Annotated in this window: 21 protein-coding genes and 1 pseudogene; 11 read left to right on the top strand and 11 right to left on the bottom strand. The window is 57.6% G+C overall.

Translation table 11 applies throughout. The features are described from left to right. Positions 1-79 (bottom strand): annotated as a pseudogene (locus EOA49_RS33410) (conjugal transfer protein TraD); the annotation flags it as partial. A gap of 173 nt (positions 80-252) precedes the next feature. On the opposite strand from EOA49_RS33410, the gene traA reads away from it, so the two are divergent. Further along, the gene (gene traA / locus EOA49_RS12525; protein WP_127243176.1) at positions 253-3,288 is read left to right on the top strand and encodes a Ti-type conjugative transfer relaxase TraA; all 3,036 of its coding nucleotides are present in this window, start codon (positions 253-255) and stop codon (positions 3,286-3,288) included. Between the two features lie 129 nt (positions 3,289-3,417). After that, positions 3,418-3,633, top strand: a complete 216-nt coding sequence (locus EOA49_RS12520) for an AlpA family phage regulatory protein (protein ID WP_127240149.1) — start codon at positions 3,418-3,420, stop codon at positions 3,631-3,633. A 276-nt stretch (positions 3,634-3,909) separates the two neighbouring features. On the opposite strand, the gene EOA49_RS12515 is transcribed toward EOA49_RS12520, so the two are convergent. Together EOA49_RS12515 and EOA49_RS12510 are read right to left on the bottom strand one after the other, a co-directional pair. Next, a complete protein-coding gene (locus EOA49_RS12515; protein WP_127240150.1) occupies positions 3,910-5,448 on the bottom strand; it encodes a GNAT family N-acetyltransferase in 1,539 nt (512 codons plus the stop codon). Beyond that, positions 5,423-6,214 carry a helix-turn-helix domain-containing protein gene (locus EOA49_RS12510; protein WP_127240151.1) on the bottom strand — a complete coding sequence of 264 codons (792 nt, stop codon included), beginning with the start codon at positions 6,212-6,214 and terminating at the stop codon, positions 5,423-5,425. The genes EOA49_RS12515 and EOA49_RS12510 overlap by 26 nt, the downstream gene beginning before the upstream one ends. Positions 6,215-6,333: 119 nt before the next feature. On the opposite strand from EOA49_RS12510, the gene EOA49_RS12505 reads away from it, so the two are divergent. The 3 genes from EOA49_RS12505 (at position 6,334) to EOA49_RS12495 (ending at position 11,184) form a co-directional block, all read left to right on the top strand. Continuing rightward, a complete protein-coding gene (locus EOA49_RS12505) occupies positions 6,334-7,149 on the top strand; it encodes an HNH endonuclease (protein ID WP_164746715.1) in 816 nt (271 codons plus the stop codon). Positions 7,150-7,397: 248 nt separating this feature from the next. After that, positions 7,398-8,552, top strand: coding sequence for a hypothetical protein (locus tag EOA49_RS12500; protein ID WP_127240153.1), 1,155 nt, complete (start codon positions 7,398-7,400; stop codon positions 8,550-8,552). A gap of 397 nt (positions 8,553-8,949) precedes the next feature. Further along, positions 8,950-11,184, top strand: a complete 2,235-nt coding sequence (locus EOA49_RS12495) for a hypothetical protein (RefSeq protein ID WP_127240154.1) — start codon at positions 8,950-8,952, stop codon at positions 11,182-11,184. A gap of 110 nt (positions 11,185-11,294) precedes the next feature. Here EOA49_RS12495 and EOA49_RS12490 read toward each other — a convergent pair whose 3' ends face one another. Beyond that, positions 11,295-11,510: a helix-turn-helix transcriptional regulator gene (locus tag EOA49_RS12490; RefSeq protein WP_127240155.1), complete on the bottom strand. Its 216-nt coding sequence runs from the start codon at positions 11,508-11,510 to the stop codon at positions 11,295-11,297. Between the two features lie 250 nt (positions 11,511-11,760). On the opposite strand from EOA49_RS12490, the gene EOA49_RS12485 reads away from it, so the two are divergent. Beyond that, positions 11,761-12,201, top strand: a complete 441-nt coding sequence (locus EOA49_RS12485; RefSeq protein ID WP_127240156.1) for a hypothetical protein — start codon at positions 11,761-11,763, stop codon at positions 12,199-12,201. 85 nt (positions 12,202-12,286) lie between these two features. On the opposite strand, the gene EOA49_RS12480 is transcribed toward EOA49_RS12485, so the two are convergent. The 4 genes from EOA49_RS12480 to EOA49_RS12465 all read right to left on the bottom strand — a co-directional run bounded on the left by EOA49_RS12480 (position 12,287) and on the right by EOA49_RS12465 (position 16,097). Further along, positions 12,287-13,540, bottom strand: a complete 1,254-nt coding sequence (locus tag EOA49_RS12480; protein ID WP_127240157.1) for a site-specific integrase — start codon at positions 13,538-13,540, stop codon at positions 12,287-12,289. A gap of 147 nt (positions 13,541-13,687) precedes the next feature. Further along, entirely contained in the window at positions 13,688-14,338 is a 651-nt protein-coding gene (gene radC, locus EOA49_RS12475; protein WP_127240158.1) for a DNA repair protein RadC, read from the bottom strand. Positions 14,339-14,501: 163 nt separating this feature from the next. Further along, on the bottom strand, positions 14,502-15,425 hold the full coding sequence (locus EOA49_RS12470) for a DMT family transporter (protein ID WP_127242150.1): 924 nt from the start codon (positions 15,423-15,425) through the stop codon (positions 14,502-14,504). A 3-nt stretch (positions 15,426-15,428) separates the two neighbouring features. Then, on the bottom strand, positions 15,429-16,097 hold the full coding sequence (locus EOA49_RS12465; protein ID WP_206519984.1) for an NAD(P)H-dependent oxidoreductase: 669 nt from the start codon (positions 16,095-16,097) through the stop codon (positions 15,429-15,431). Between EOA49_RS12465 and EOA49_RS12460 the strand changes: the two genes are divergently transcribed. Beyond that, positions 16,096-17,028, top strand: a complete 933-nt coding sequence (locus EOA49_RS12460) for a LysR family transcriptional regulator (protein ID WP_127242151.1) — start codon at positions 16,096-16,098, stop codon at positions 17,026-17,028. The genes EOA49_RS12465 and EOA49_RS12460 overlap by 2 nt on opposite strands. A gap of 58 nt (positions 17,029-17,086) precedes the next feature. On the opposite strand, the gene map is transcribed toward EOA49_RS12460, so the two are convergent. Then, positions 17,087-17,914, bottom strand: coding sequence for a type I methionyl aminopeptidase (gene map / locus EOA49_RS12455; protein WP_067000098.1), 828 nt, complete (start codon positions 17,912-17,914; stop codon positions 17,087-17,089). 260 nt (positions 17,915-18,174) lie between these two features. Here map and EOA49_RS12450 point away from each other — a divergent pair, with 260 nt between their 5' ends. Next, positions 18,175-18,432, top strand: coding sequence for a hypothetical protein (locus EOA49_RS12450; protein ID WP_127243175.1), 258 nt, complete (start codon positions 18,175-18,177; stop codon positions 18,430-18,432). A 186-nt stretch (positions 18,433-18,618) separates the two neighbouring features. Next, on the top strand, positions 18,619-18,924 hold the full coding sequence (locus EOA49_RS12445) for a DUF982 domain-containing protein (protein ID WP_095779214.1): 306 nt from the start codon (positions 18,619-18,621) through the stop codon (positions 18,922-18,924). A gap of 4 nt (positions 18,925-18,928) precedes the next feature. Here the strand turns inward: EOA49_RS12445 and EOA49_RS12440 are convergent, their stop codons facing one another. Together EOA49_RS12440 and EOA49_RS12435 are read right to left on the bottom strand one after the other, a co-directional pair. Continuing rightward, the gene (locus EOA49_RS12440) at positions 18,929-19,615 is read right to left on the bottom strand and encodes an aspartyl/asparaginyl beta-hydroxylase domain-containing protein (protein ID WP_127241771.1); all 687 of its coding nucleotides are present in this window, start codon (positions 19,613-19,615) and stop codon (positions 18,929-18,931) included. Between the two features lie 337 nt (positions 19,616-19,952). Then, positions 19,953-20,135, bottom strand: coding sequence for a hypothetical protein (locus EOA49_RS12435; RefSeq protein ID WP_127241772.1), 183 nt, complete (start codon positions 20,133-20,135; stop codon positions 19,953-19,955). Positions 20,136-20,467: 332 nt separating this feature from the next. On the opposite strand from EOA49_RS12435, the gene EOA49_RS12430 reads away from it, so the two are divergent. Next, positions 20,468-20,668, top strand: a complete 201-nt coding sequence (locus EOA49_RS12430) for a hypothetical protein (RefSeq protein WP_127241773.1) — start codon at positions 20,468-20,470, stop codon at positions 20,666-20,668. Positions 20,669-20,675: 7 nt separating this feature from the next. Continuing rightward, entirely contained in the window at positions 20,676-20,969 is a 294-nt protein-coding gene (locus tag EOA49_RS32605) for a hypothetical protein (protein ID WP_127241774.1), read from the top strand. Positions 20,970-21,082 lie beyond the last annotated feature (113 nt).

Genomic DNA, 21,082 nt, shown 5'->3' with positions numbered 1-21,082 from the left:
GCACCTTTCGCATTTTGAGCTCTCGCGCCTTTTCTTCCAGGGCGTGAAGTTCGGCGTCGAAGTCACGTCGTTTGCGCATGGTTGCCTCCTTCGGTTGTCGATCGGGAGGATGATAGGGGAGCGTCTGCCGGAAGGCTTCAGGGTTACAGAGACAGCCCGGGACGGGCTGGTCCATCCCGAGATTTTTTCGAGGGAGGGCGCGCTTATACGTCGTGCCGACGTGTGCTTTGACGTGCAAATGATGCTGTCGCGATGGCGATCTATCATCTTCACGTCAAGATCATTGGCCGTAAGGCAGGCTCGAGTGCGGTGGCATCCGCCGCCTATCGCTCGGCCTCGCGGTTGCGCGATGAGCGGATCGAACGCACTCATGACTTCTCGGCCAAGCGCGGCGTTGTCCATTCCGAGGTCGTGCTACCCGAGAACGCGCCGGAGGCCTGGAGCGACCGCGAACGGCTTTGGAACGATGTCGAAGACTTCGAGGTCAGGAAGGATGCGCAGCTTGCCCGTGAGGTGGAGTTTGCCCTGCCGCGCGAACTCAGCCAGGCGCAAGGCATCGAACTGGCGCGCGACTTTGTTCGGGCCGAGTTTGTCAGCCAAGGCATGATCGCCGATCTCAACGTGCATTGGGACAGGGCAGAAGATGGCAGTCCTAAGCCGCATGCCCATGTCATGCTCACCATGCGGTCGGTCGATGAGAACGGTTTCGGGGCGAAGGTTCGCGACTGGAACAGCACCGAGCTGGTCGAGCGCTGGCGCGAGCGATGGGCGGAGCTTGCCAATGAGCGCTTGGCCGAACTCGACATCGACGCCCGTATCGATCATCGCAGTCTGGAAGCGCAGGGCGTTGCTTTGGAGCCGCAGACCCAGATTGGTGCACCGGCCCAACGCATCGAGGACGGTGGCCTCGACACTGCCGGTTTAGAAGCAGATCGCGCCGAACTGCACCGCGAGATCGCGCGCAACAATGGCGCTCGGATCGTTGCGGATCCATCTGTGGCGCTTGATGCGATCACGCATCAGCAATCGACCTTCACCCGAAAGGACATCGCCAAGTTCGCTCATCGGCACAGCGACGGAATCGAGCAGTTCGACATGGTGATGGGTGCGATCAGCAACGCGCCCGACCTGGTCGAACTCGGCAAGGACGGGCGCGGCGACGATCGCTTCACCACCCGGCAAATGATCGAGACGGAACAGCGCCTGCATCGTGCGGCAGAAAGTATGGCCGGAGAGGAACGTCATGCGGTGAGTGACCGGGATCGTGCGACGGCTTTGGCGCATGCCAAGCAGCGCGGCCTGGTTCTGTCAGGCGAGCAGAGCGATGCACTGGATCACATCACCGACAGCCGCGGTCTTGGTGTCGTCGTCGGTTTTGCCGGCACGGGCAAGAGCGCGATGTTGGGTGTCGCGCGCCAGGCATGGGCAGCAGCAGGCTACGAGCTTCGCGGTGCGGCACTCTCCGGCATTGCTGCCGAGAATCTCGAAAGCGGTTCAGGGATTCTGTCGCGCACCATCGCCAGTATGGAACATAGCTGGGGACAGGGCCGCGATCTGCTCACCGCACGCGATGTGCTGGTGATCGACGAGGCCGGCATGGTCGGCACGCGCCAGTTGGAGCGCGTGCTCTCCCATGCCGCGGACGTTGGCGCGAAGGTCGTATTGGTCGGCGATCCGCAGCAGTTACAGGCGATCGAGGCAGGTGCTGCATTCCGTTCCATCCACGACCGCTACGGCGGCGTCGAAATCGGCCAGGTGCGCCGGCAGCGCTACGACTGGCAGCGTGTCGCCACGCGCGATCTAGCGACCAGCCGAATCGGCGCCGCGATCAGCGCCTACGACGACAGAGGGTTGGTGCACCAGGCTGCGACGCGCGACGAAGCGCGCAGCGAACTTGTCGAGCGCTGGGATCGCGACAGGCAGACAGAGCCTGAAGCAAGCCGGATCATTCTCACCCACACGAACGACGAAGTGCGCGCGCTCAACAAGGCAGCGCGCGAGCGCATGCGTGCTGCTGGGGATCTCGGCGACGAGGTTCACGTGGATGTGGACCGCGGTGCAAGGAACTTCGCAAGTGGCGATCGCGTCATGTTCCTGCGCAACGAGCGGTCGCTCGGGGTCAAGAACGGCACGCTCGGTGTGATCGGAGAGGTCAGCACACAGAGCATGGCCGTACGCACCGACGACGGCAGGTCTGTGCGCTTTGACCTGAAAGACTATACCCACATCGACCACGGCTATGCCGCAACCATTCACAAGGCCCAGGGCATGACTGTCGATCGTACGCATGTGCTGGCGACACCAGGGATGGATGCACACGGCAGCTACGTTGCCCTGTCGCGGCATCGAGACGGAACGGCGCTGCACTATGGCAGCGACGACTTCGCGACCCGCGAGCAGCTCGTCCGCACGCTGTCACGCGACCGCGCCAAGGACATGGCGTCGGACTACGAGCAGATCGACCCGGCGCAAAGCTATGCCGAGCTGCGCGGCATCACCTTCCGCGAGCGCGTGGTCGAGATCGTGCGCCGGATCGTTCCGGAGAAGCTGCGCGAGAGGATCGGCGGGCTGCTGGACGGGTTGCGCTCGCGTGCAGACGCCGAGCCGGGCCAGGACCGTGGGCGCGGTCCGGGAAGGGAGAATGTTGGAGCGCAAAGCGAAGATGGCCGCCCGACGCCTAAACGAGAAGCTTCTGCCAGGGGAGCGCAGCGCGACATCAATGTGCCGGTGGACCAGGAAGCAGCGTTGCGCAGCGCTCGCACGAAGGCACTTGTGCGTCACGCGCGTGCGCTCGACGCGATCCTGCGCACTGGGAATGCGGACGGGCAGGTCAATCCTGACCAAATGCGCGAATTGAGAGATGCGCGCAACGCTTTCGAGAAGGTTCGGCCGTATGGCTGGCGCGATGCCGAAGCGGCCTATGTCAAGAACCCGGAACTAGTTCGTGAAGCGGCGGGCGGCCGCGCCAATCGAATCGTGCTTGCCCTCCAGCTTGAAACCGAAATTCGCACCGATCCAGGTCGCCGGGCCGGCCGTTTCGTGGAAGACTGGCAAAAGCTGAAAAGGACGAGCCAGCGCCAATACCAGGCCGGCGACATGTCCGGCTATAGGTCAACGCGCTCGGCCATGTCCGACATGGTCAAGAGTCTCGAGCGCGATCCGCAACTGGAATCGCTACTCGCCAATCATAAGAAGGCGCTTGGCATCCAGGTCGAATCCGGTCGGCGCCTGGGCGCGGAACTCGCGTTCAGCCATGGCATTGGCAGAGGACGCGGCATAGGGATCTAAACCCTCCGATTTGCCGCCGTCTCCACGCCCAAGATCGATGAGATGACAAATCTGATTGCATGCGAGCCTTGGCTTGTCCTGTGTGGTTCCAGCAGGTGCCAAATTCTCTCACCGCAAGGCAAGGCAGCCATGACTGAATCGGATCGTATCATTCGCCTTCGGACTGTTCTCGCACGGACCGGTCTGTCCCGCTCAACGATGTACCGCAAGATCGCCGAAGGCACGTTCCCGGTTCAGATTAAGATCAGCATCAACGGTGCGGGATGGCGGGAATCAGACATCAATCGGTGGGTTGCTGATCCTGTCTCCTGGCACACCAGAGCGGGGCGAAAAAATAGCGACTGACGGCGGTCGAAAAGCACGTTTGTCGCCGCCGATTACAGTCCTTCCTTAGCAAAGCAATGTCGGAAAGGGGCGAAAGGGGAATGGCAGCATATTGTTAGTGGAGCGCAAGCAACCAGTGTGAGCGCCTACCAATGCTCGACCAGACATTCCTTTTGCCGGAGATCGTAGCGGTGTATCTCGTGCATATGCAGAAGCGTATTCACAATGGCACATTGAATCCAGAAGCGCAGATCATTGAGGCTCCCAGGATCGCTTATGACGCCACCCTATTTTGCTTCATACCTCAAACTCTAGATTGGCACGATTGAGTAGCCGCGGGAGAATGTCACGCCGAATTTCATAGATCGACTGCTGAGGGTTACCGTTCACAATACCCAGCGCTCTTAATTCATCTAGCCCGACCACGGGATCGATATAGGCGGCCAAAAGGTAGTTGATGACTTTAACCGGCTTGGCCTTCGTTGCCTGCCACCGTTCAAGTTGCTGCTCGCTGTAGACCGACCGGCCGCCCGTCAATTGCATCAATTCCCTGGTAGAGTATGCCAATGTAACGCTCTCCAAAATTCCTAGCGTCGTCATTGCCTGGGAAGGACGCTCCTTCGATGCGCCCTTGTAAAAGAACAGCAGAGAGCCCGCGTCGCCGAGATTTGACGGCGCTCGGCATAGGTAGACTTTCCGGATCGTGTTACCTGGCCGCGTAGGACGGTCGGCGCGAGAAGCGCCTACGAAAAAATCCGGCTGCCTAGGCTTCCATAGATCGGGATAAAGGGTGTCGTGATAGTCTTCCTTGATAGGGATTCCGAAACCTCGAACCTGATCGTTCACGCGAAAGCGAGGGTAGTTTCTTCTGGCGGCTTCGAAGACCGAAATTGAAGGATCGTCGATTAGCTTTGCAGGAGAAAATGCCCGCTCGTAAATGAGTTCACCGTTAGTTTTCGAGCCGGCATGGTTAAAGCCGTAAAATTCCAAGAGGTTCATCAGCGCCGCCTGGTCTTCGTATGTCGTCAGATACGTCAGGTCGTATCCATTGCGCTGGGCATACCAAAGGACCTGCTTCAAAAGCAGCTCACCGAGTTTGACGCCTCGCTTGTCGGGCGCCACTTTGAAGGTGCAAATTTTTAGAATTTTGCTGACTTTTGTCACCGCATCTGTGTCGGTTGAAGTCTCGTCCTTTCGGACAATCAGACCGGCAAGTTGATCATCATCGTAAACGACCCAACAAGGGCGATGCTGGCGGACACACTTCTCGCGCCACCAATCGTCGAACTCTGGATACCCCTCGCGGAGGCTGTTGAAAAAGGCATCTTTGTGGTTGATCGTATGAGCTTCGACCTCCGCAACATGCCTGATAGGGACCTGTTTTGGCTCATATGTTTGCGTGAGAAGATCGACGGCGTCGACCACGAACAGGACACGTCGGCCAAGCTCAGCCGAGTGATTGAATGCACGCTCGTGAAGGCCTTTGTCTTGGGTGACAAGGAAATCGGCCGCGTTACCCTTCAAGGCATGGAGGAGAGTGGCATCAACTATGTCATTGGGCCGCTTCAAAGGGCCGAATTCGGCTTCAAGATCGGCTTGGCTCAAGCCGCGTTGCTTGCCCAAAATCCGGTATTTTGCAATTTTGCTAAGAGATATTCGGCAACGTTCCGAGTTTTTGTCGCGTGAAATGTCGTCGCGGGCGGCCTCGTGGACGAATATGGTGATCTTGTGGGCCGAAGCGAGACTTGAGAATTTAGCATATGCCGCTTCGACAGCGCGGTAGTCTTCCAGGCCGATCAGAATGTTCGTATCAATGAGATACGACTGTTGCCTCATCTCTTAGGGCCTTTCGCAGATTGCGGCTTGCGTAGAGGAATGATTGAGGTGGCTCGAAACCAAACTTCTCACGAAGTTCTGTGAGCGGAACGGGGCGGGAGAACGGCTTCACGTCTTCAAAGAGCAGCGCGAATCCAAACTCCAAACCCTGAAAATAATTATCGAAATCATTTTGATCGACAAATGCTCTGTCTTCAAACTCGGCCCAAATTTGCTTTACCGGCAGTTTCAGCACGTCCTTGATTTCTGCTACTCCGACCATCGCTCTAATCGGCGAGGTCGAATAAATGTAGGCCAAAGTCCCGCCAGGAGCTGAAATCGGAAATCGCCGGCGAAGCTCGACGGTTTTGCGCCCGTCCATAATCTTGTCAGAATATTGCGGCCGAATGGAAAGCACAACATCTCGTTGAGGACGAAACGGCTCATCCGCCAAGAGCGGAAACACGAGCTGGTCGTCATTGCCGTACTCAATCTCGAAAGTCTCCTTTACGCGCAGAACGAGGCGGGCATCTGCGGGAAAGACGGCGTCTACGCGCAACGATGCCCCAAGTGCTTCCACGTAACGTTGGACCGTGGATAAGTGGACCTCACCACCTTTTTCTACTTTTGAGATGGCAGCTTGCTGGACGTTCATTCGGGCTGCCATTTCGGCCTGCGTCAGTCCCGCTAGAAGGCGAAGCCGACGCAGATCGACACCCGCGGAGTGATCCTGGCGCGGTCCAGTTGCTACCGTAGCCTGAATGATTTTACCTGCCAGTTTGCCCATGCAATGCGCTCCGTGTTGCGAAGTGCTACCTTCAAGAGACATTCCCTGCAAGGAATATTCTCGTTGCGTGCAGTGGCAGTGGGGCCTACGGTGATTATCTAGGAATTCCACGTCACATTTTGGGGACAACGACCTTCAATCAATGCATATTTTGTCGCGGTGACGCGACGAACTCCCGCTCAGTCGAGCACATTATCCCCGAATCACTTGGGAACATCGAGCACACGCTGCCCCCTGGTGTCGTGTGTGACCGCTGCAATAACTATTTTGCGCGTAAGATTGAGGGTCCGCTCCTTGAGACGGAATATTTTCGCCATCTGCGCAGCTTGATGGCGATCGAAAATAAGCGGGGCCGTATTCCACCGATGAGCGGCTTCGTGCCCCATTTGAAAATGCCAGTGCACGTGTGGATGGATCCAGGAGCGATTTTCGTCGAGCCGAGAGATGGCGGTCGAACGGGTGAGTTTAGGCGTTCCATGGTTGAGCGGCCCCAAGGCACTCTCCTTGTGCCCATTCCTCGCAAGAATCAAATTGTTCCATATCTAATGTCTCGTTTCATTGGAAAGGTTGCGATCGAAGCGCTTGCGCTGAGAGTCATGCAGGTCCAAGGTTGGCGTGAAGAATTGCTCTCCAATGAGAGTCTGGACCCTTTGCGTAGATTTGTTCGCATTGGAGAGAAGCCAAAGCAGTGGCAATTCCACCGTCGTCATCTCTATCGGTTTGACCGCCGGTTTCGCGAAAAGGCAGATACCTTCGAGGTGCTACACGAATATGATTTCGTCTATACCGAGAAACGATTGCTGGTTTTTGTAATGGCAGTATTTGGCGAGGAGTTTGCAATCGATATGGGTAACCCAGAGATAATATCCTACGAAGAATATCTCCGGAAGATTGACGGTGCGAGCCCGCTCTATCGTGTTCGACCTAGTAATTAGGATCTTCCTTCGCGTATGGAATGCTATGCCGACAGAAGGCCACTAAATATCGCTAAGTTAACCGACAATCCCGCATTCGTGAAGCGCCTCGACCGCGATGCTTTCCTGAATGTGGTGGGCATCACCAGACAACCCGAGTCGATCTTGAAGTTACAGTGGCGTTCGATTTTCATTTATACTATAGGTTGGCTAAGTCGATAAGAATCTTATTGTCAATTGAGCCATGCGAGTTGAAGGGTCTGATACGAATGAATGGCACCTTGGCTATTTGGTATGAGCCGGAAGAGAATGTTCATTCGTCTCCGCCAATTGACGCCGAGCCACTGCACCCAAGCCTAGAAATTCACTTCAATCTTTGGCGCGACAACCCGTCAAGGACCAACTTCCTCGACATCGGTCTTCGATTGTCGAACATCGAATTGGTCAAGCGGATTTATCTGTATTTTCCGGTGGCACTTCAACTCGATCAGTTTCAGGATCTGAGCGACGTTATGGCCTATGGGCAGACGCTGGACGCGGTCTTCAATATGGTCGTCGAGATAGGAAGAAAGACGGATCTTGGATACGAAACTACTGCTAACGGTGAATCGTTCGTAACTGTCCACAAAGTGAAGGTCGGCGAGGATCTTGTACTAGAGCCGGTCGAGGACGGGCTAAAAGGGCCTGGCTCCACGATTACATTCACCGAGACTATCTGCAAGCGCTTGCGAGCGGCAGGATCGGGGCCGCAATATGTTCGGCTTCGGCTACACCTAACAGGTAAATCCAAATCGCTGTTTACCCAAGAGATCATTGGTCAGGAGAAGGTATTTGTGAGTTCGTCACAACGTCTGGAATTGACGGAGCTAAGATTGAACGAGCAGCGAAGCTTCCCGCATTCCATTGCCAAACGTGCCTCCGCGAACGCATTCACTATCGTTCGTGTCCATTACTTTCTGATCCGCGAGCTTGGCCACGCTCTGGTAACGCAGCACGCCCCTCTCCGGAAGGTTCGCAGGCTTGAGGCAAAGCTGTGGTCTTCCTATTTGCGCGGGCGTGAAATCGCCGCACGCGATGCTGCCGAAGAGGAGCGGCTCCTATCGCGACTGATGATTTATCATTGGCGAGAAGGCTCTGAAGGCGAGCCAATTCAAGATTTCACGGCATTCGCGAGTTTCCAGGCAAATACCCCGGGCCTATTGTTCTATATGATCGGAGTCATTCTGCTTGGAGCAATCGGAAGCGCGCTGAATGACTGGGGAAAAGCCTATTGGGGTGTTTCGATGACTAGCCTGCCGTATTGGTGCGGGGGGCTAGCTCTGCTTTGGGTAGTTGCTCGAAGTGGCGTGTGGGGATGGCTTGAGAGCCTAGCTAGTTGGCTTTGGCGGATCTGCACCAGACTGGTAAAGCGCTTGACGTCATAAGGATCAAGTGCGCTGGATTTGTTCTAGTCAGTAATACCCACCTGTTAATTTCCGGGGAGAAGTGAACGCCATTTGCCGGTAGCCAGCATTTTGAGCGCATGGACCTCTACGGGGTACTTGCACGGGCTGAATTCCTCCGGCAACGCTCGACAATTGCCAGATGTCAGTTCATCAAGTCCGGGAGCGTTCTCTTCCGATCCGCATTAGAAACTGGGAAGGTAGGCCTGCGGATTATCTTCTTACAGCTCGCTGAGCGACCTCTCCCGCGCGATCTGATCGGTGAACAACTCGTTAACCCGGTTCGAGGCGTTCTGCGCAGGGCTGGGCTGTGGGATCGATGCACGCAAGCCCCTGATGGGCTCGGCGTTTGCAAGAGGGTCGCCTTAGCGGCAAAGGTATGAAAATAAACTCGGAACAGTTAAGTGATGAAGAAGTAGCCGCCGCTCATGCGGCAGGAAGTGCCGCGACCGATCTGTTTCGGCAGACACTTGCGAAGCTCGTCGAAGAGGCGACTGCCGTCGATGCGTTGGAGTTTCTGGCACGTGCCGCCTTCGCATTGATTATTGACGGGTTAAATCCATCAAAGCTAGATCGCAAATCCCGGTTGGAGCTTTTTCATCTTGAATTGATCCAGGCACTGGCCCTATCACGTCGCCGCGCAGCCTCCGATCCGAAAACCGATTATCCGCTGGTCACGGAGCGCATCATCGATTTGATTGGCCAGAATGCGCAGGCCTATCAGGATCAAGCAAAAAGCAAGATCTCGACCGACGCAGCCGGAAACCGCCGACAGCAAGTGTTGAACCTTATCCAACGCTGGACGCTGGCAGTTAGGGGGCCGCGGCAAGGGTTTCAAACTCGGCAGTATGCTTCAGAGCTAGCGAAGTCGGTCAATGGATCGTTTCGGTATTACTACGGCTGCGATGCGACAGAAGTCGTTGCTGCGCTTTCGGCGATCATCGACATATCGGAAAGCCGGGTTCAGGCTCATCTGGAAGATATGCGCGCTTGGATGACCAAAAAGAACTCCGGGAAGGCGATGCTCGAGGCTTTCATCCGAAACCTCAAACCAAATGAGCAAGCAGAGATTTCTGCCCGCGCAACGATGCTCCTACACGATCAAAAGCAGCTTTTTGCACTCCTGTGGAACATCAACGAACTACGCTGGATGAAACTTTTCAGATTCTCTAATGCCGAGGTGGTAGCAGCTGCGCCAATCGAACAGAGGCAGTCGATCATCGCTGTACTCTCGCAGCTGTCGCTAAATTTCGGTGAAGTTACAGAAGTGGACCTTCAACACCTGCATCTTGACAATCCGATACAACGCAAACCGCTCATTACGCTGGACCAACGCAACTTCTTCTGTGTCGGTCCACAGATCCTAGGTGTGCACCTGGCAGAGATTGTCGAAAGCCTATGCGCGAAGGTACCCAAGCTCAAAAAGACCGCTGAGAAAGCGCGCGCGGACTGGTTGGAAGCTCGACTAAGCGCTGCGGTGAGAAAATCTCTTCCCCATGCCGATGTTCGCGAGCAGGTGAAATGGAGCGATGATGGTGGGGTGACCACTTGGGAATCGGATCTTGTGGCGATCATTGACAAGACTGTGCTGATATTCGAAGCGAAGTCGGCAAAAATAAACGCCGCGGCCCGTCGGGGAGCTTTCCGAAGCTTGAAAGACACGCTGAATGAATTGATCGTCGCGCCTTCAGAACAGTCGCTGAGATTGAAACAGCGCATCGTCGGCACAAGCGGGCCGTTATCATTTTCGACTCGGCAGGGGCCGCTCATTATTTGGGCCAAAGAAGTTCGCGACATTGTTCGCGTGAACATCGTCCAAGATGTCGTAGGGCCCCTGTCATCACATTGGCCACAGCTCAAGCAAGTCGGTCTTGTACCCGAGGAATCGGACATCGCACCAACGATGTCCGTATTCGACCTTGAAACAGTCTTCGAGCTGGTACCGAGGGAAGTCGAACGCTGTCACTATTTGAGCCGAAGGGCGGAGCTTGAACGAAATGCGACCTATACGGCGGACGAATTGGATCTTCTTGCTCTATATTCCAGAACCCGATTCAATATCGGTGAAGACGAATATGATGGAAGCCACCACGCCTGGTATGGCCTATCAGCCACCCTAAAGTATGTCCGTGACGAAAACCGAAGTGTTCGACTTTCGTCACCGTCTGCTGCGACCACCGAGTTCTGGGCAAAACTCCTAACCTCTCTAGAAAAGAGGCTGCCCGAAGGCTGGACCCGATTCAGCCATCGTCTGCTGAACGTTGACATCACGCAACAGAAACAGATTGAGAAGTTGATGAAGAAGGGAATGAGAAAGACGAGGGCTAACCCGCATCTTTTCTTTCACTCGGGCATCACGTTCGGCTCCAGCAAAAAAATGCAGACAATCGCCGTCGCAGTCGGCGCTCCAGTGCAACCGGAGCAATTTGGCCGTAACCTCAGAGCTTGTTCAGAGAGTGCGCTTGAACAGGGCGGACAGGACGACGTTTTGGTTTTGTACTGGTTTATGCCGCGGACATCAGAGCCCTACGACTTCATTGGGGTCTTCAACCGTCGTCGGCTTTCGGACACCCATGGTATCCTACTAGATCTCTCGGCAGCGCGTCGCTATTGATGCCCCTCAGCGGCAAGGTCGCAAGATCGGACAAACGCACCTCTACTTTCGCTGCTGCTTGCGAATGGCGCGCGAGCGGTTTGAAGCAACACCAATGCCTACAAGACTGCCTAAGAGTCATTTGGTTTGACCAACTCCAAATGGCTCACTTCTAATGCTTGGGCAAGCTCATATAGAGTGATCACTGTCGGGTTCCGCCGACCGCGCTCAAGGCTGCTCAGGTACTGCTGACTGAATCCAGAGCGTGCTTCGACCTCCTCCTGTGTCAGCCCTTTTTCTCGCCGAATCCGCGCGAAATTTTTTCCAACTAGGTGACGCATGTCCATGCGTCCGACAATCGGGGTTTACACACTTTAAGTTTATCAACTATAGTATGTATTTGCTGAGCGTCATATTCGCCCGAGAGCCGATACCATGTCGACGACAGATCCGAATGCCCATGCCGCAAATGGGAACGATTCAGGGCCGCAACTGGCAGGCATGGACGACCCGGCGCTGCCCCTAGTAAACGATTGGCAAATAGCTCGGTACGTCTCCCTGCTGCTATGCCGCGTGCAGCAACGGTTGGAGAGCCGAATGATGGTCAATACCGGAAATTGCGGATTGACCGCAGATTTACGAAACCAGGCTGAAAGCCGAGCGGTGCAAACTGTCGTTGATACAGGGGCTTATGCGGTTGCACGGGAGGCCGAGGTCTTTGCGATGACCGAGGCTCTAAAACTTCAAGATTCTATCCCCGAAGTCGCGGCTACGTCGCTCTTCGGCGTCATCGCGAAGTTGGAAATGATCGTTGGCGCTGATCGAGATATCGGAGATCCTACTGACTTTCCGTGGCCCCACCTAGCTTCGGTACTGCACGACCTGAAGAGGATCGCGGGAGACTTGCCGGGTGGTCGCAGGAGCCGCGCAAGAACGCGAACCGATGTTGCCAAGCACTGGGATTCTGCAGCCAAGTTGGTCGCGGCCCTGAAGGAGGAAAGCATGGCGGAGCTCCGAGGCCATATCGGAGGACACTGAACTGGCAAAGCAATTCTAGCGCTCTACCCAACCTTCGCCAGCGCTCTCGTTGGTCACAGATGTGACGCTGGCGAGGAAACAATCGTCAGGCAGCTTCCTTGAATGCGGCTTTACGCTTCTTCTTCACCAGGATATCGCGGACAAACTTGTCCCATCGCGCCATGGCGGCACGTTTTTCCGGCATATAATTCCAGCGATCGTAGCTCTTGGAACTTACGTCCTGCAGAGTGTGGTTCTGCAATCGGTCTCGGATCTCTTTCGAGAGACCTGCCTTACCGGCAAGCGTCTTCCAGGTTCGCCGGAGATCGCGGTTTGTCACGACGGGGATGACCTCGCGATCGCGTTGGCGCCACATGAACGAATAGAGCGTGCCATGGCTGACTGGCTTGGACGGGTCGGTTGCGGATGGAAAAAACCAGCCAAATTCATTGGGCCTGATCGACCCGATAAGTTCGGCCGCGATCTTGGGCACCGGGATTGCGTGAGGCTTTCCATTCTTAGTTTTGGACCAATCGATGATGCGTTCGGCCGCATCCCATTGATCGACGTGTAGCCGAGCGATCTCCTCGACGCGTTGGCCGGTTAGCATAAGAATTCTTACTGCACGCGTGTAAGGGGGATGAACCGGCGCATCGGGACATTCGAGCCAACGATAGAGACGGATAAATTCCTCTTCGTCCAACCAACGCGTTCCAACGTTTTTCGGCTCGGTTGGAATGCCCGCAGCTGGATTGTAGACGAGACGAAAGCGGCGGACCGAGGTTGAGCGGTAGTCATGCTCGGACTTCAGCCCCCAACTGTAGGCTGAGCGAACATAGCTTCGAATATGATCGGCCATGGACCGTTTGCCTCGCTGATAAACAGGGCGAATGATGTCCCTAATCTCATCAGGCTCGATATCGCGGGCAGGGCGGTTGCGACCGAGCGAATCGGCCATCTTGTTCAACCCCTTTTCGGCCTCCTTCCAGGACGGTTTTCCATCCGCCTTGAGCGACGCGACGTAAGCCTCGAACAGATCGGCGACCGTGCCGGGTCGCGTGTCGCCGGCAATCTTGATACTGCGTCCCTTCTGGATCATGTCGGCGAAGTCGCGCCTGAAAATCTCGCGGGCCTGGCTGAGGCTCATTGACGGATACGAGCCGAGCTTTTTCTTGAGACGCTTTTGGTCTCGCCACTGCTGGGCCATCCAGTCCGCCGTTATGCGGGTCGGCATTGGCTTGATCACTAGAACGAGGCGGCCTGTTCCGTGACCTTCGCCATCGACAAGGTTCTGCTGCTTACTGGTCTCCTCGACCTGCTTCAAAGCGTGGCGAATCTCTCCATCGGTAAGGCTTGGCACTGGTGTCTCCCGTGGGCTTTCGAGTGGGATCGGCTGACGGGTAGTAGGGGTCTGTGGTTGGGTTCAAAACGGGCTTCGATCCCCCTAAAACCGACCCCAATATGCCACAATGTCCGACTCTACGACAAGTCGAAAAAGCAATATGTATCAATGTGCTAAAGCGTGATCGTGCGTGATTGAAAAGGGTTGAGTGGGATGATTATGCACCAGAATGATCGCGCTGGCGGAAAGTTCGAGCGCGCGCTTGACCACCTCGCGCGGATAGACCGGCGTATGGTCGACCGTGCCGGTCTGCTGCACCTCGTCGGCGATCAGCCCGTTCTTCTTGTCGAGGAAGAGAATGCGGAACTGCTCGCGGGCCTCGAAGGCCATGGCCGAGCGGCAATAGTCGAGAAGCTGCGTCCAGTTCGACAGAACCTCGCGGCCGCGCACTTCGCCGCGCGCCATGCGCTGCGCCGTGGCGGCGATGACTTTTAGATCGGTCGCCACCATCGGCCCGATGCCCTTCACTTCCTCGAGCAGGGACGCCGGCGCGCCGAGCACTTCGGCAAGCGAACCAAAGCGCGCGATCAGCGCCTTGGCGATCGGCTTGGTGTCGACGCGCGGGATCAGCCGGAAGAGAAGCAGCTCAAGCAGTTCATAGTCGGGCAGGGCGTCCGGACCACCGGCCAAAAAGCGTTCGCGCAGACGATCACGATGGCCGTGGTAATGCGGCTTCTCAACAGGCGCCACCTCTTTCTTCGGCGGCTCTACCCAGGCTTCAGAGAAAAACGCCCGCTCGTCCTCGACTTTTCCCATCGCCCGCCCGCATCGCTGATCGAAAGAAGACCTTTGCCAGAGACTAAAGCATGATTCTGAAACGCGAAACGGTTCTCGATCATTTCAAGAAAGTAGCCGGGAGCGTTGCTGGGACATATCAAGACGCCGTGACGATGAGGGCTGCATCGCCTATTGGCGAGCGTTAAACATGAGCACCTTCGGCAGCCTGCTTCTTCACCGTTCTTGCCCCGCTGACCGAAACAGCGATGCCGAGGACGACAAGGGCGGTTCCGAGAATGTGGATCGTCGTGATGGTCTCGCCGAGAAGAAGAAACGAGAGCGCGAGTGCCGCGACCGGCAGCACTGCCATGAACACGCCAGCCTCTCCGCCGCTGGCGCGCGCGGCTCCTGAATACCAGAGCCAGAAGCCGATCACGGTGGGAAAAATGCTGATATAGACTGTCGCCAATAGGGCGGCAGGTGCTGCTGCAACGGTGGTAAACGCGACAAGGGCAGTGGCGAGCGGCAAGGTCAGCACCAGTGAAATGCTGCTCATCAGCGCCGCGAGATAGAGCGGCGCCAGCGGCTTGCTGATTCTCTTGTTCAGGATAGCAAACAGTGCTTCGCCGGAAACAGCGAGGACCACCAGCAGGTTACCCGCCAGCAGCTTCAGATCGAGGCCAAAGCCCTTGGCAGAGGCGACATTGACAATAAGTGCGCCTGCCGTGACAGCGCCGACGGCGATCCATAGCTTGGCGCCAAGCCTCTCCTTCAAGGCCAGCGTTGCAACGAGGGCAGCCAATACAGGCAAAAGGCCGTGGATGACGCTGGCATTGGCACTCGTCGTCAAGGTCAAGGCGAGGATCATTAGAATGCTATAGCCGGCGCTGCCCGCGGCCGCCTGAATCATCACAATCATATATTCCTTTGCCAAGAGCCGCGACCGCGGCGTGCTTGTCAGGAAGACGAGTCCCCAGAGGATCGGCGTCGAAATCAGGAAACGCAGGGGAACGGCGAGGAAAGGGTGCATGCCGCCGGCAATGATTTTCGAGGCCACCACGCCGGATCCGACCAGCGTCATGGCTATGGTCATGAGGGCGCCTGCAATGATGCGTTGCGAATCCATGTGTTAGCCTACGGTATAGGGGGCGCGCGAACGCGCCTCCTTCAGCGCAAGAGCCCACCACTTGAGTTGGTGGAGCATGGTTTTGACAGCGCCGGAGCTGCGCTTCGGATCGAGCGGGCCCGCACCATCGGCAAAATGCTCCCACACCCCGTGAAAGCTTACTGCGTCCCGGACGGTGACGGCGTGGAGCTCGGCAAATACTTGCCGAAGATGTTCGACGGCCCTCAACCCGCCGGAAACGCCACCGTATGAAACGAAGCCGACCGGCTTGGCGTGCCACTCTTCAGTAGCCTGGTCGATAGCGTGCTTAAGATGACCGGGCATGCTGTGATTGTATTCGGGGGTGACGACAACGAAGGCGTCTGCCTTGGCGAGCTTACTCGTGAATGCCTTCATCGCCGGTGTCGGCTCCGCCAAGTGCCGGCTGGGCAGATCAATGTCTGCAACATCGATGAGGGAAAGCTCGAAATCTCCCAGTCTCTGCGCCTCTTGGGCAAACCAGTTTCCGACCTTGTCGCCATAGCGTCGTTCCCGCGTGCTGCCGATCAGCGCTGCGAGCTTGAGCCGTTCAGTCACTTCGCTCTCCTGTCTCAGGTCAGGAAGTGATGACACACCGGGGCGATCGATGGGATTGCTAAAAGTTGGCGCTTTCTGATCTAATTGATCGATCATGCTCGACGCGCTCACTCTCGATCAGATGCGGATGTTCCTGGCCGTGGCGGACGCGGGTAGCTTTCGCCTGGCCTCCATGCGGCTCGGTCGCGCCCAGTCGGCGGTAAGCCACGCGATTGCCAATCTGGAGACCGAACTCAAGACGGTCCTGTTCGACCGGTCGACTCGTCGGCCGACCTTGACCTCGGACGGACGGGCCCTGCTGGACGACTGTCGCTCGCTGGTTCTACGCGCCGATCTGCTGCGCGCGAAGGCGCAGGGTATGGGCAGCGGCATTGAAATCGAGCTTGCGCTGATGGTGGACACGCTTGTTTCATTGCCGGCCGTCGGCAGGGCTCTCGAAGCCCTCCACGCCACCTATCCGACGGTTGGCGTCCGGTTGCAGGTAGGTACCCTTGGGGAACCGATCGATTGCCTCCTGCAAGGCACGGTCGACCTCGCGATAACGGTGGGCGAAGACCTGCGCGATCCGCGCCTGGAATTCGATTCCCTCGCGCCGCTGTCGATGGCGGCGGTCGTCGGTGCTGGGCACGCTCTTGCCTTGATAGCGAAGAAAGGCCGGGTGAGTACGCCAGAGCTGGCCGATCACATCCAGATCGTGCTGATGGACGCTTCTCCTCGCTCCCATGGCCGCGACTATGGCGTGCTCTCCCAGCGCAAGTGGCGGGTGGGTAGCCAAGAGGCGAAACTGGCGTTGATCAGAGCAGGCATCGGCTGGGGGCGGCTTCCACTTTGGTTGATCGCGCAGGATCTTGTCGAAGAGCGGCTCGTGCAGCTTTCAGCCGCTGCGCTTGGTGAAAATGGGACGACGAAGAGCTGGATCTATCTTGCCCGACGGCTCGACAAACCCTTGTTGCCGGCAGCCATGTGCCTCAGGTCCGCACTTCTAGCCGGAGCCGGGCTTGGTGATACTGCCGGGCTTCCAGCCTAGGCGCGCCTCGCCAATTGTTATGGATATTAGACCGTGCCGATGCCGTGCCTGCGGCAGACTAATCCGGCAAGCCGGGGCGGTCGAGCTTCTTTGGCGACAGCGTGAAGATCTCGCAGCCGCTATCGGTGACGCCGATCGTATGCTCGTACTGTGCCGACAGTGAACGGTCGCGCGTCACCGCCGTCCAGCCGTCAGAGAGCACCTTCACATGCGGGCGGCCGAGATTGATCATAGGTTCGACGGTGAAGATCATGCCGGGCCGCATCTCGACGCCTTCGCCGGCGGTGCCGTAATGCAGGATGTTCGGCGCGTCATGGAAAAGCTGGCCGACGCCGTGGCCACAGAAGTCGCGCACCACCGAGCAGCGCTCGGCCTCGGCATAGGTTTGGATAGCGGCACCGATCGCGCCGGTGCGAGCGCCCGGCCTGATTGCGGCGATGCCGCGCATCAGGCATTCGTAAGTCACCTCGAGCAGGCGCTCGGCGGCGCGCTTGATCGTGCCGACCGGATACATGCGCGAGGAATCGCCGTGCCAGCCGTCGAGGATGTAGGTGACGTCGATGTTGACGATGTCGCCGTCCTTGAGCGGCTTGTTGTCGGGAATGCCGTGGCAGACCACGTGATTGATCGAAGTGCAGGACGATTTGGTGTAGCCGCGATAGTTGAGCGTGGCCGGCAATGCGCCGTGATCCATGCCGAACTCGAAGACGAAACGGTCGATGGTCTCGGTGGTGACGCCGGGCTTCACCATCGACACAAGCTCGTCGAGACAGCGCGCGGTGAGATCGCAGGCCTTGCGCATGCCCGCAAACCCTTCCTCGCCATAGAGGCGGATCTGGCCGGTGTTTCTCAAGGGGGCCGTTGCGGCGTCGAGATAGGTAACCATTCTTGTCCGTTCGCGGGTTGGCTCCTGACGCGAGCCGGTGCGGAAATTTTCTCCAGATTTGGCACTGGAAGCCGCAAGGTTCAAGGACGAAGTGCCTGCAACCGGTTTGCCGAGGGAATATTCGCTGGGCGGGCGCATCTGGGTGTCGCGAAGCTTTCCTTGCACCATCCCTTGCGGTAGCCGGGTCAGGATTCAGGAGATTTACGCCCGTTGACGGCACCGGAACGCGCAAGATCGACGCTGCTGCCAAGCAGGACCGCGTGCTCGGCCCTGATGGCGCTGCTTGCGCTTGCGCTGGTGAGCTTCGCCAGGCCGAGGTCTCCGCCTCGACAGCGTCTGCCCCGGGCGGCGCCGGCATCAGCGCGATGCGGCAGGGCGAAACGCTTGCCTGGCTGAGGATCGCCGGCAAGGCGCAGGCCCTCGTGCTCGGCGTCATCTTCGCCGTGCCGTCCGCCTATCTGCTGGTGGCGGTCTCGCGCATGGCCTACGAGGCGGAGAGGGAGCCGGCGAACCAGTAGACGCAACCTCGACAGGGCGATGCCGGTTGCATCGCACGGTCGAACGATGTGGCCAGGGCGCCGATCTGCCGCGGCAGTCGCCGGGCCCGCACCGCACTGAGGTCACATTCCTGCGTCAAAAACCGGTCAAAGAACTTTTCAGAACGAACGGCGTTGCTCCGACTTCGCCAGTTCGGGAGACAGGGAATGGACAGACTGCAATTCGAGGTGCCGGTGCGCATCACGCCCGCGCCCGGCCTGCCGGTCGAGGAAATCTACAGCGTCGAGCAGGCGCTCGATTTCCTGCAGAACTGGCCGAAGCGCCGGCAGGGCAAGGTTTATGACGCCGCGTTTAACGCCTGCTTCGGCGCGACAGTCGATGTGGCAAGCGCCGAGGAAGCGTGCCGGGCCTTCATGGCCTTCTGCCGCGTCAGCGGTTTGCTCGCAAGGGACATGATGTTGCCGCTGAAGCGCGGCGGCAGCGCAAGAGGGTTTCGCGAAGCGAGAGCGTGACGCTTTAACCGGCGAAAGATACCCCTCTGTAGTGCATTCCCACCTGCACGCCGCGAACGATCAACCTGGACAGGATCTCCATGTCCAGCGGCATATCCGGGCGCCACACATCAAGCAACAAGGCGATACGCGCCTGATCGGCGCTGTTCATGACCTCGTGCTCGAAAGTGTCGTCCCACAGCAGGCATTCGCCGTCGGCGATCCGCTTTTCCTGATGGTTGATCATCATGATCGTTGCCGGGCGGCCGTCCGCCAGTTTCGGAATGACAAGGCCGAGATGAAACCTCATGATGCCGCGAAAGGGGCCGCGGTGGGGCGGGATGTGCTTGCGCGGCGCCAGGAATGAAACAGCCGCCGATTTGACCTCGGGGCATTCCGACAGCAACCGGCTGAGGGTAGGCATCTTCCCAAGGTTTTCCGGGATCGTCATGTCGTAGGCCTTGAGCACGAACATGCGCCAATCGAGGCCGTCATTGGCCGAAATCTCGGCCTGTTCCGGCATGATGTCGTGAAAACGCGGAACCCGGTTCAACTGCACCGACAGCGCTTCATCGCGAATACTCTGCCAGACGGCTGCGAACTTCGTCGCGTTGGGAAAATGCGTGGAGGCATCAAGAATCGCCGGTGCATCTATGCGTTTTTCATAGATACGACGCACCAGATCGGTTCCAAGATCGTAGACGTTCGACATCGCATCGCCTCGACCATGTTATAATATAGTGCACGATTGCTTTCAGCTATGGGTCACGGAGATTTGTTCCGAGGCGTCAGGCAGAGGTTCGGTTTTGTATCACTGCGTCTTGGATGTCATCTGCGGGACCAGTCGTGACGCCTCGATGACTTCGGGCGTCGTGCTGTCGATCGTGCCGTCTCAACCGCCTGCGGCTGGTCGGCTGCATGCGCTGTCGTGCAACTCTGGACACTGGGGGCGATTGGGCCGCGACGTGCTGTGTCAAAAAAATTGCCAGAACGCACAAAGCCCCGCCGGCAACTTGCCAGCGAGGCATTTGTTGGAACCCGATCGTCAATCAGTGGCGATCGTGTCCGCGGCCGCCGCTCTGGTGGCCGTTGTTTGCGGCACCCAGGCACTGGCTCCAGTAATAATCGTGATTGCTGCAAGAAGTGATGGTCTGCTGCTGAGCATAAGCCGCACCGGACAAGCTGAAAACCGCGACAGTAGCCAGAATTGCATTACGAATGATGTTGGTCATTTGAGTTTCCCTTTGCTCTGATTTCCGGCAGTGCCGGTCAACGCCGTTTTTGCAGCGATCATGTTTCGATCTGATGGTGCGCAATTTCGGCTTTGTTTCGAGGAGGCAACGGCACACGCTCCCTGTGCGTGGGATGCCTGGGACAACTCCGATCACCTCAAAACCTTCTGACCAGCTTGGTTGTGTGCGAGCGTTTCAGGGGCAACTGTTTGGTTACAGCCCGTGAGCTTGCGTGCGACGCGGCGGAAACAATCATCGACCATCTAGTACCGATCGAAAGCAGCCGAAGATCGCTCGCGGGACGGCTTCGGCACATGGAAGGATGATGAGCCATGTCGATTTTAAAAACGCTCAACCGCATGGGAGCGGCCCTGAAATATGCGCATGATGCCCAAAAAAACGACGCGGATGCTGAACAGCCCGCCGCGCGAAATGCAAATGGATTTTGGCTGGGCAGTTATGCCGACCACCAAATATCTTTCTTCCAACACTTGGGACGGTATCTGACGAAGTTTCAGCGTAGAGCCGGCTAAGCCGCCCTTGTTCGGCAGGAGGACAATTCCGCAGCGTGCCGATGCCGTCGCCGACGGAGCCGCAGAGGTCAAGGCGAAGCTGGCCCAAGTCGATCTTGCTGCGCGATTCCTGGCCCATACGATGGAAACCCTGCACGGCGATTCCTACCGGATTGAGATCGACCCACGCCACTGGCTTCGTCTTGGTTCGGGTGGAGAATGTTTGGCGGCGGAAATAGACGGGCTGCTGATCGATACTCTTCGGACCAGGCTCGGCTGCTTAGGTGGCCCGGCTATTCCTTGTGCGGAACAATATACCTGACAACGCTCTCGCCGCGCGTAATCGTAACTGTCGTATAGCCGGCTGGCAAAGAGCCCGTGATGGTCGGATCGATCACCTGGCATCGGCCGACCATTCTTCCGCTAGGAGCGCCG

It is taken from the genome of Mesorhizobium sp. M1A.F.Ca.IN.020.04.1.1, from assembly GCF_003997315.1.
Classification (GTDB): domain Bacteria; phylum Pseudomonadota; class Alphaproteobacteria; order Rhizobiales; family Rhizobiaceae; genus Mesorhizobium.
This window is presented reverse-complemented; position numbering and strand designations above follow the sequence as displayed.

Bases quoted from the DNA above. Each gene is read 5' to 3' on its own strand.
- traA (WP_127243176.1), top strand. From the start codon at position 253: ATGGCGATCTATCATCTTCACGTCAAGATCATTGGCCGTAAGGCAGGC.
- EOA49_RS12520 (WP_127240149.1), top strand. From the start codon at position 3,418: ATGACTGAATCGGATCGTATCATTCGCCTTCGGACTGTTCTCGCACGG.
- EOA49_RS12515 (WP_127240150.1), bottom strand. From the start codon at position 5,448: ATGAGGCAACAGTCGTATCTCATTGATACGAACATTCTGATCGGCCTG.
- EOA49_RS12510 (WP_127240151.1), bottom strand. From the start codon at position 6,214: ATGGGCAAACTGGCAGGTAAAATCATTCAGGCTACGGTAGCAACTGGA.
- EOA49_RS12500 (WP_127240153.1), top strand. From the start codon at position 7,398: ATGAATGGCACCTTGGCTATTTGGTATGAGCCGGAAGAGAATGTTCAT.
- EOA49_RS12495 (WP_127240154.1), top strand. From the start codon at position 8,950: ATGAAAATAAACTCGGAACAGTTAAGTGATGAAGAAGTAGCCGCCGCT.
- EOA49_RS12490 (WP_127240155.1), bottom strand. From the start codon at position 11,510: ATGGACATGCGTCACCTAGTTGGAAAAAATTTCGCGCGGATTCGGCGA.
- EOA49_RS12485 (WP_127240156.1), top strand. From the start codon at position 11,761: ATGATGGTCAATACCGGAAATTGCGGATTGACCGCAGATTTACGAAAC.
- radC (WP_127240158.1), bottom strand. From the start codon at position 14,338: ATGGGAAAAGTCGAGGACGAGCGGGCGTTTTTCTCTGAAGCCTGGGTA.
- EOA49_RS12470 (WP_127242150.1), bottom strand. From the start codon at position 15,425: ATGGATTCGCAACGCATCATTGCAGGCGCCCTCATGACCATAGCCATG.
- EOA49_RS12460 (WP_127242151.1), top strand. From the start codon at position 16,096: ATGCTCGACGCGCTCACTCTCGATCAGATGCGGATGTTCCTGGCCGTG.
- EOA49_RS12465 (WP_206519984.1), bottom strand. From the start codon at position 16,097: ATGATCGATCAATTAGATCAGAAAGCGCCAACTTTTAGCAATCCCATC.
- map (WP_067000098.1), bottom strand. From the start codon at position 17,914: ATGGTTACCTATCTCGACGCCGCAACGGCCCCCTTGAGAAACACCGGC.
- EOA49_RS12445 (WP_095779214.1), top strand. From the start codon at position 18,619: ATGGACAGACTGCAATTCGAGGTGCCGGTGCGCATCACGCCCGCGCCC.
- EOA49_RS12440 (WP_127241771.1), bottom strand. From the start codon at position 19,615: ATGTCGAACGTCTACGATCTTGGAACCGATCTGGTGCGTCGTATCTAT.
- EOA49_RS12435 (WP_127241772.1), bottom strand. From the start codon at position 20,135: ATGACCAACATCATTCGTAATGCAATTCTGGCTACTGTCGCGGTTTTC.
- EOA49_RS12430 (WP_127241773.1), top strand. From the start codon at position 20,468: ATGTCGATTTTAAAAACGCTCAACCGCATGGGAGCGGCCCTGAAATAT.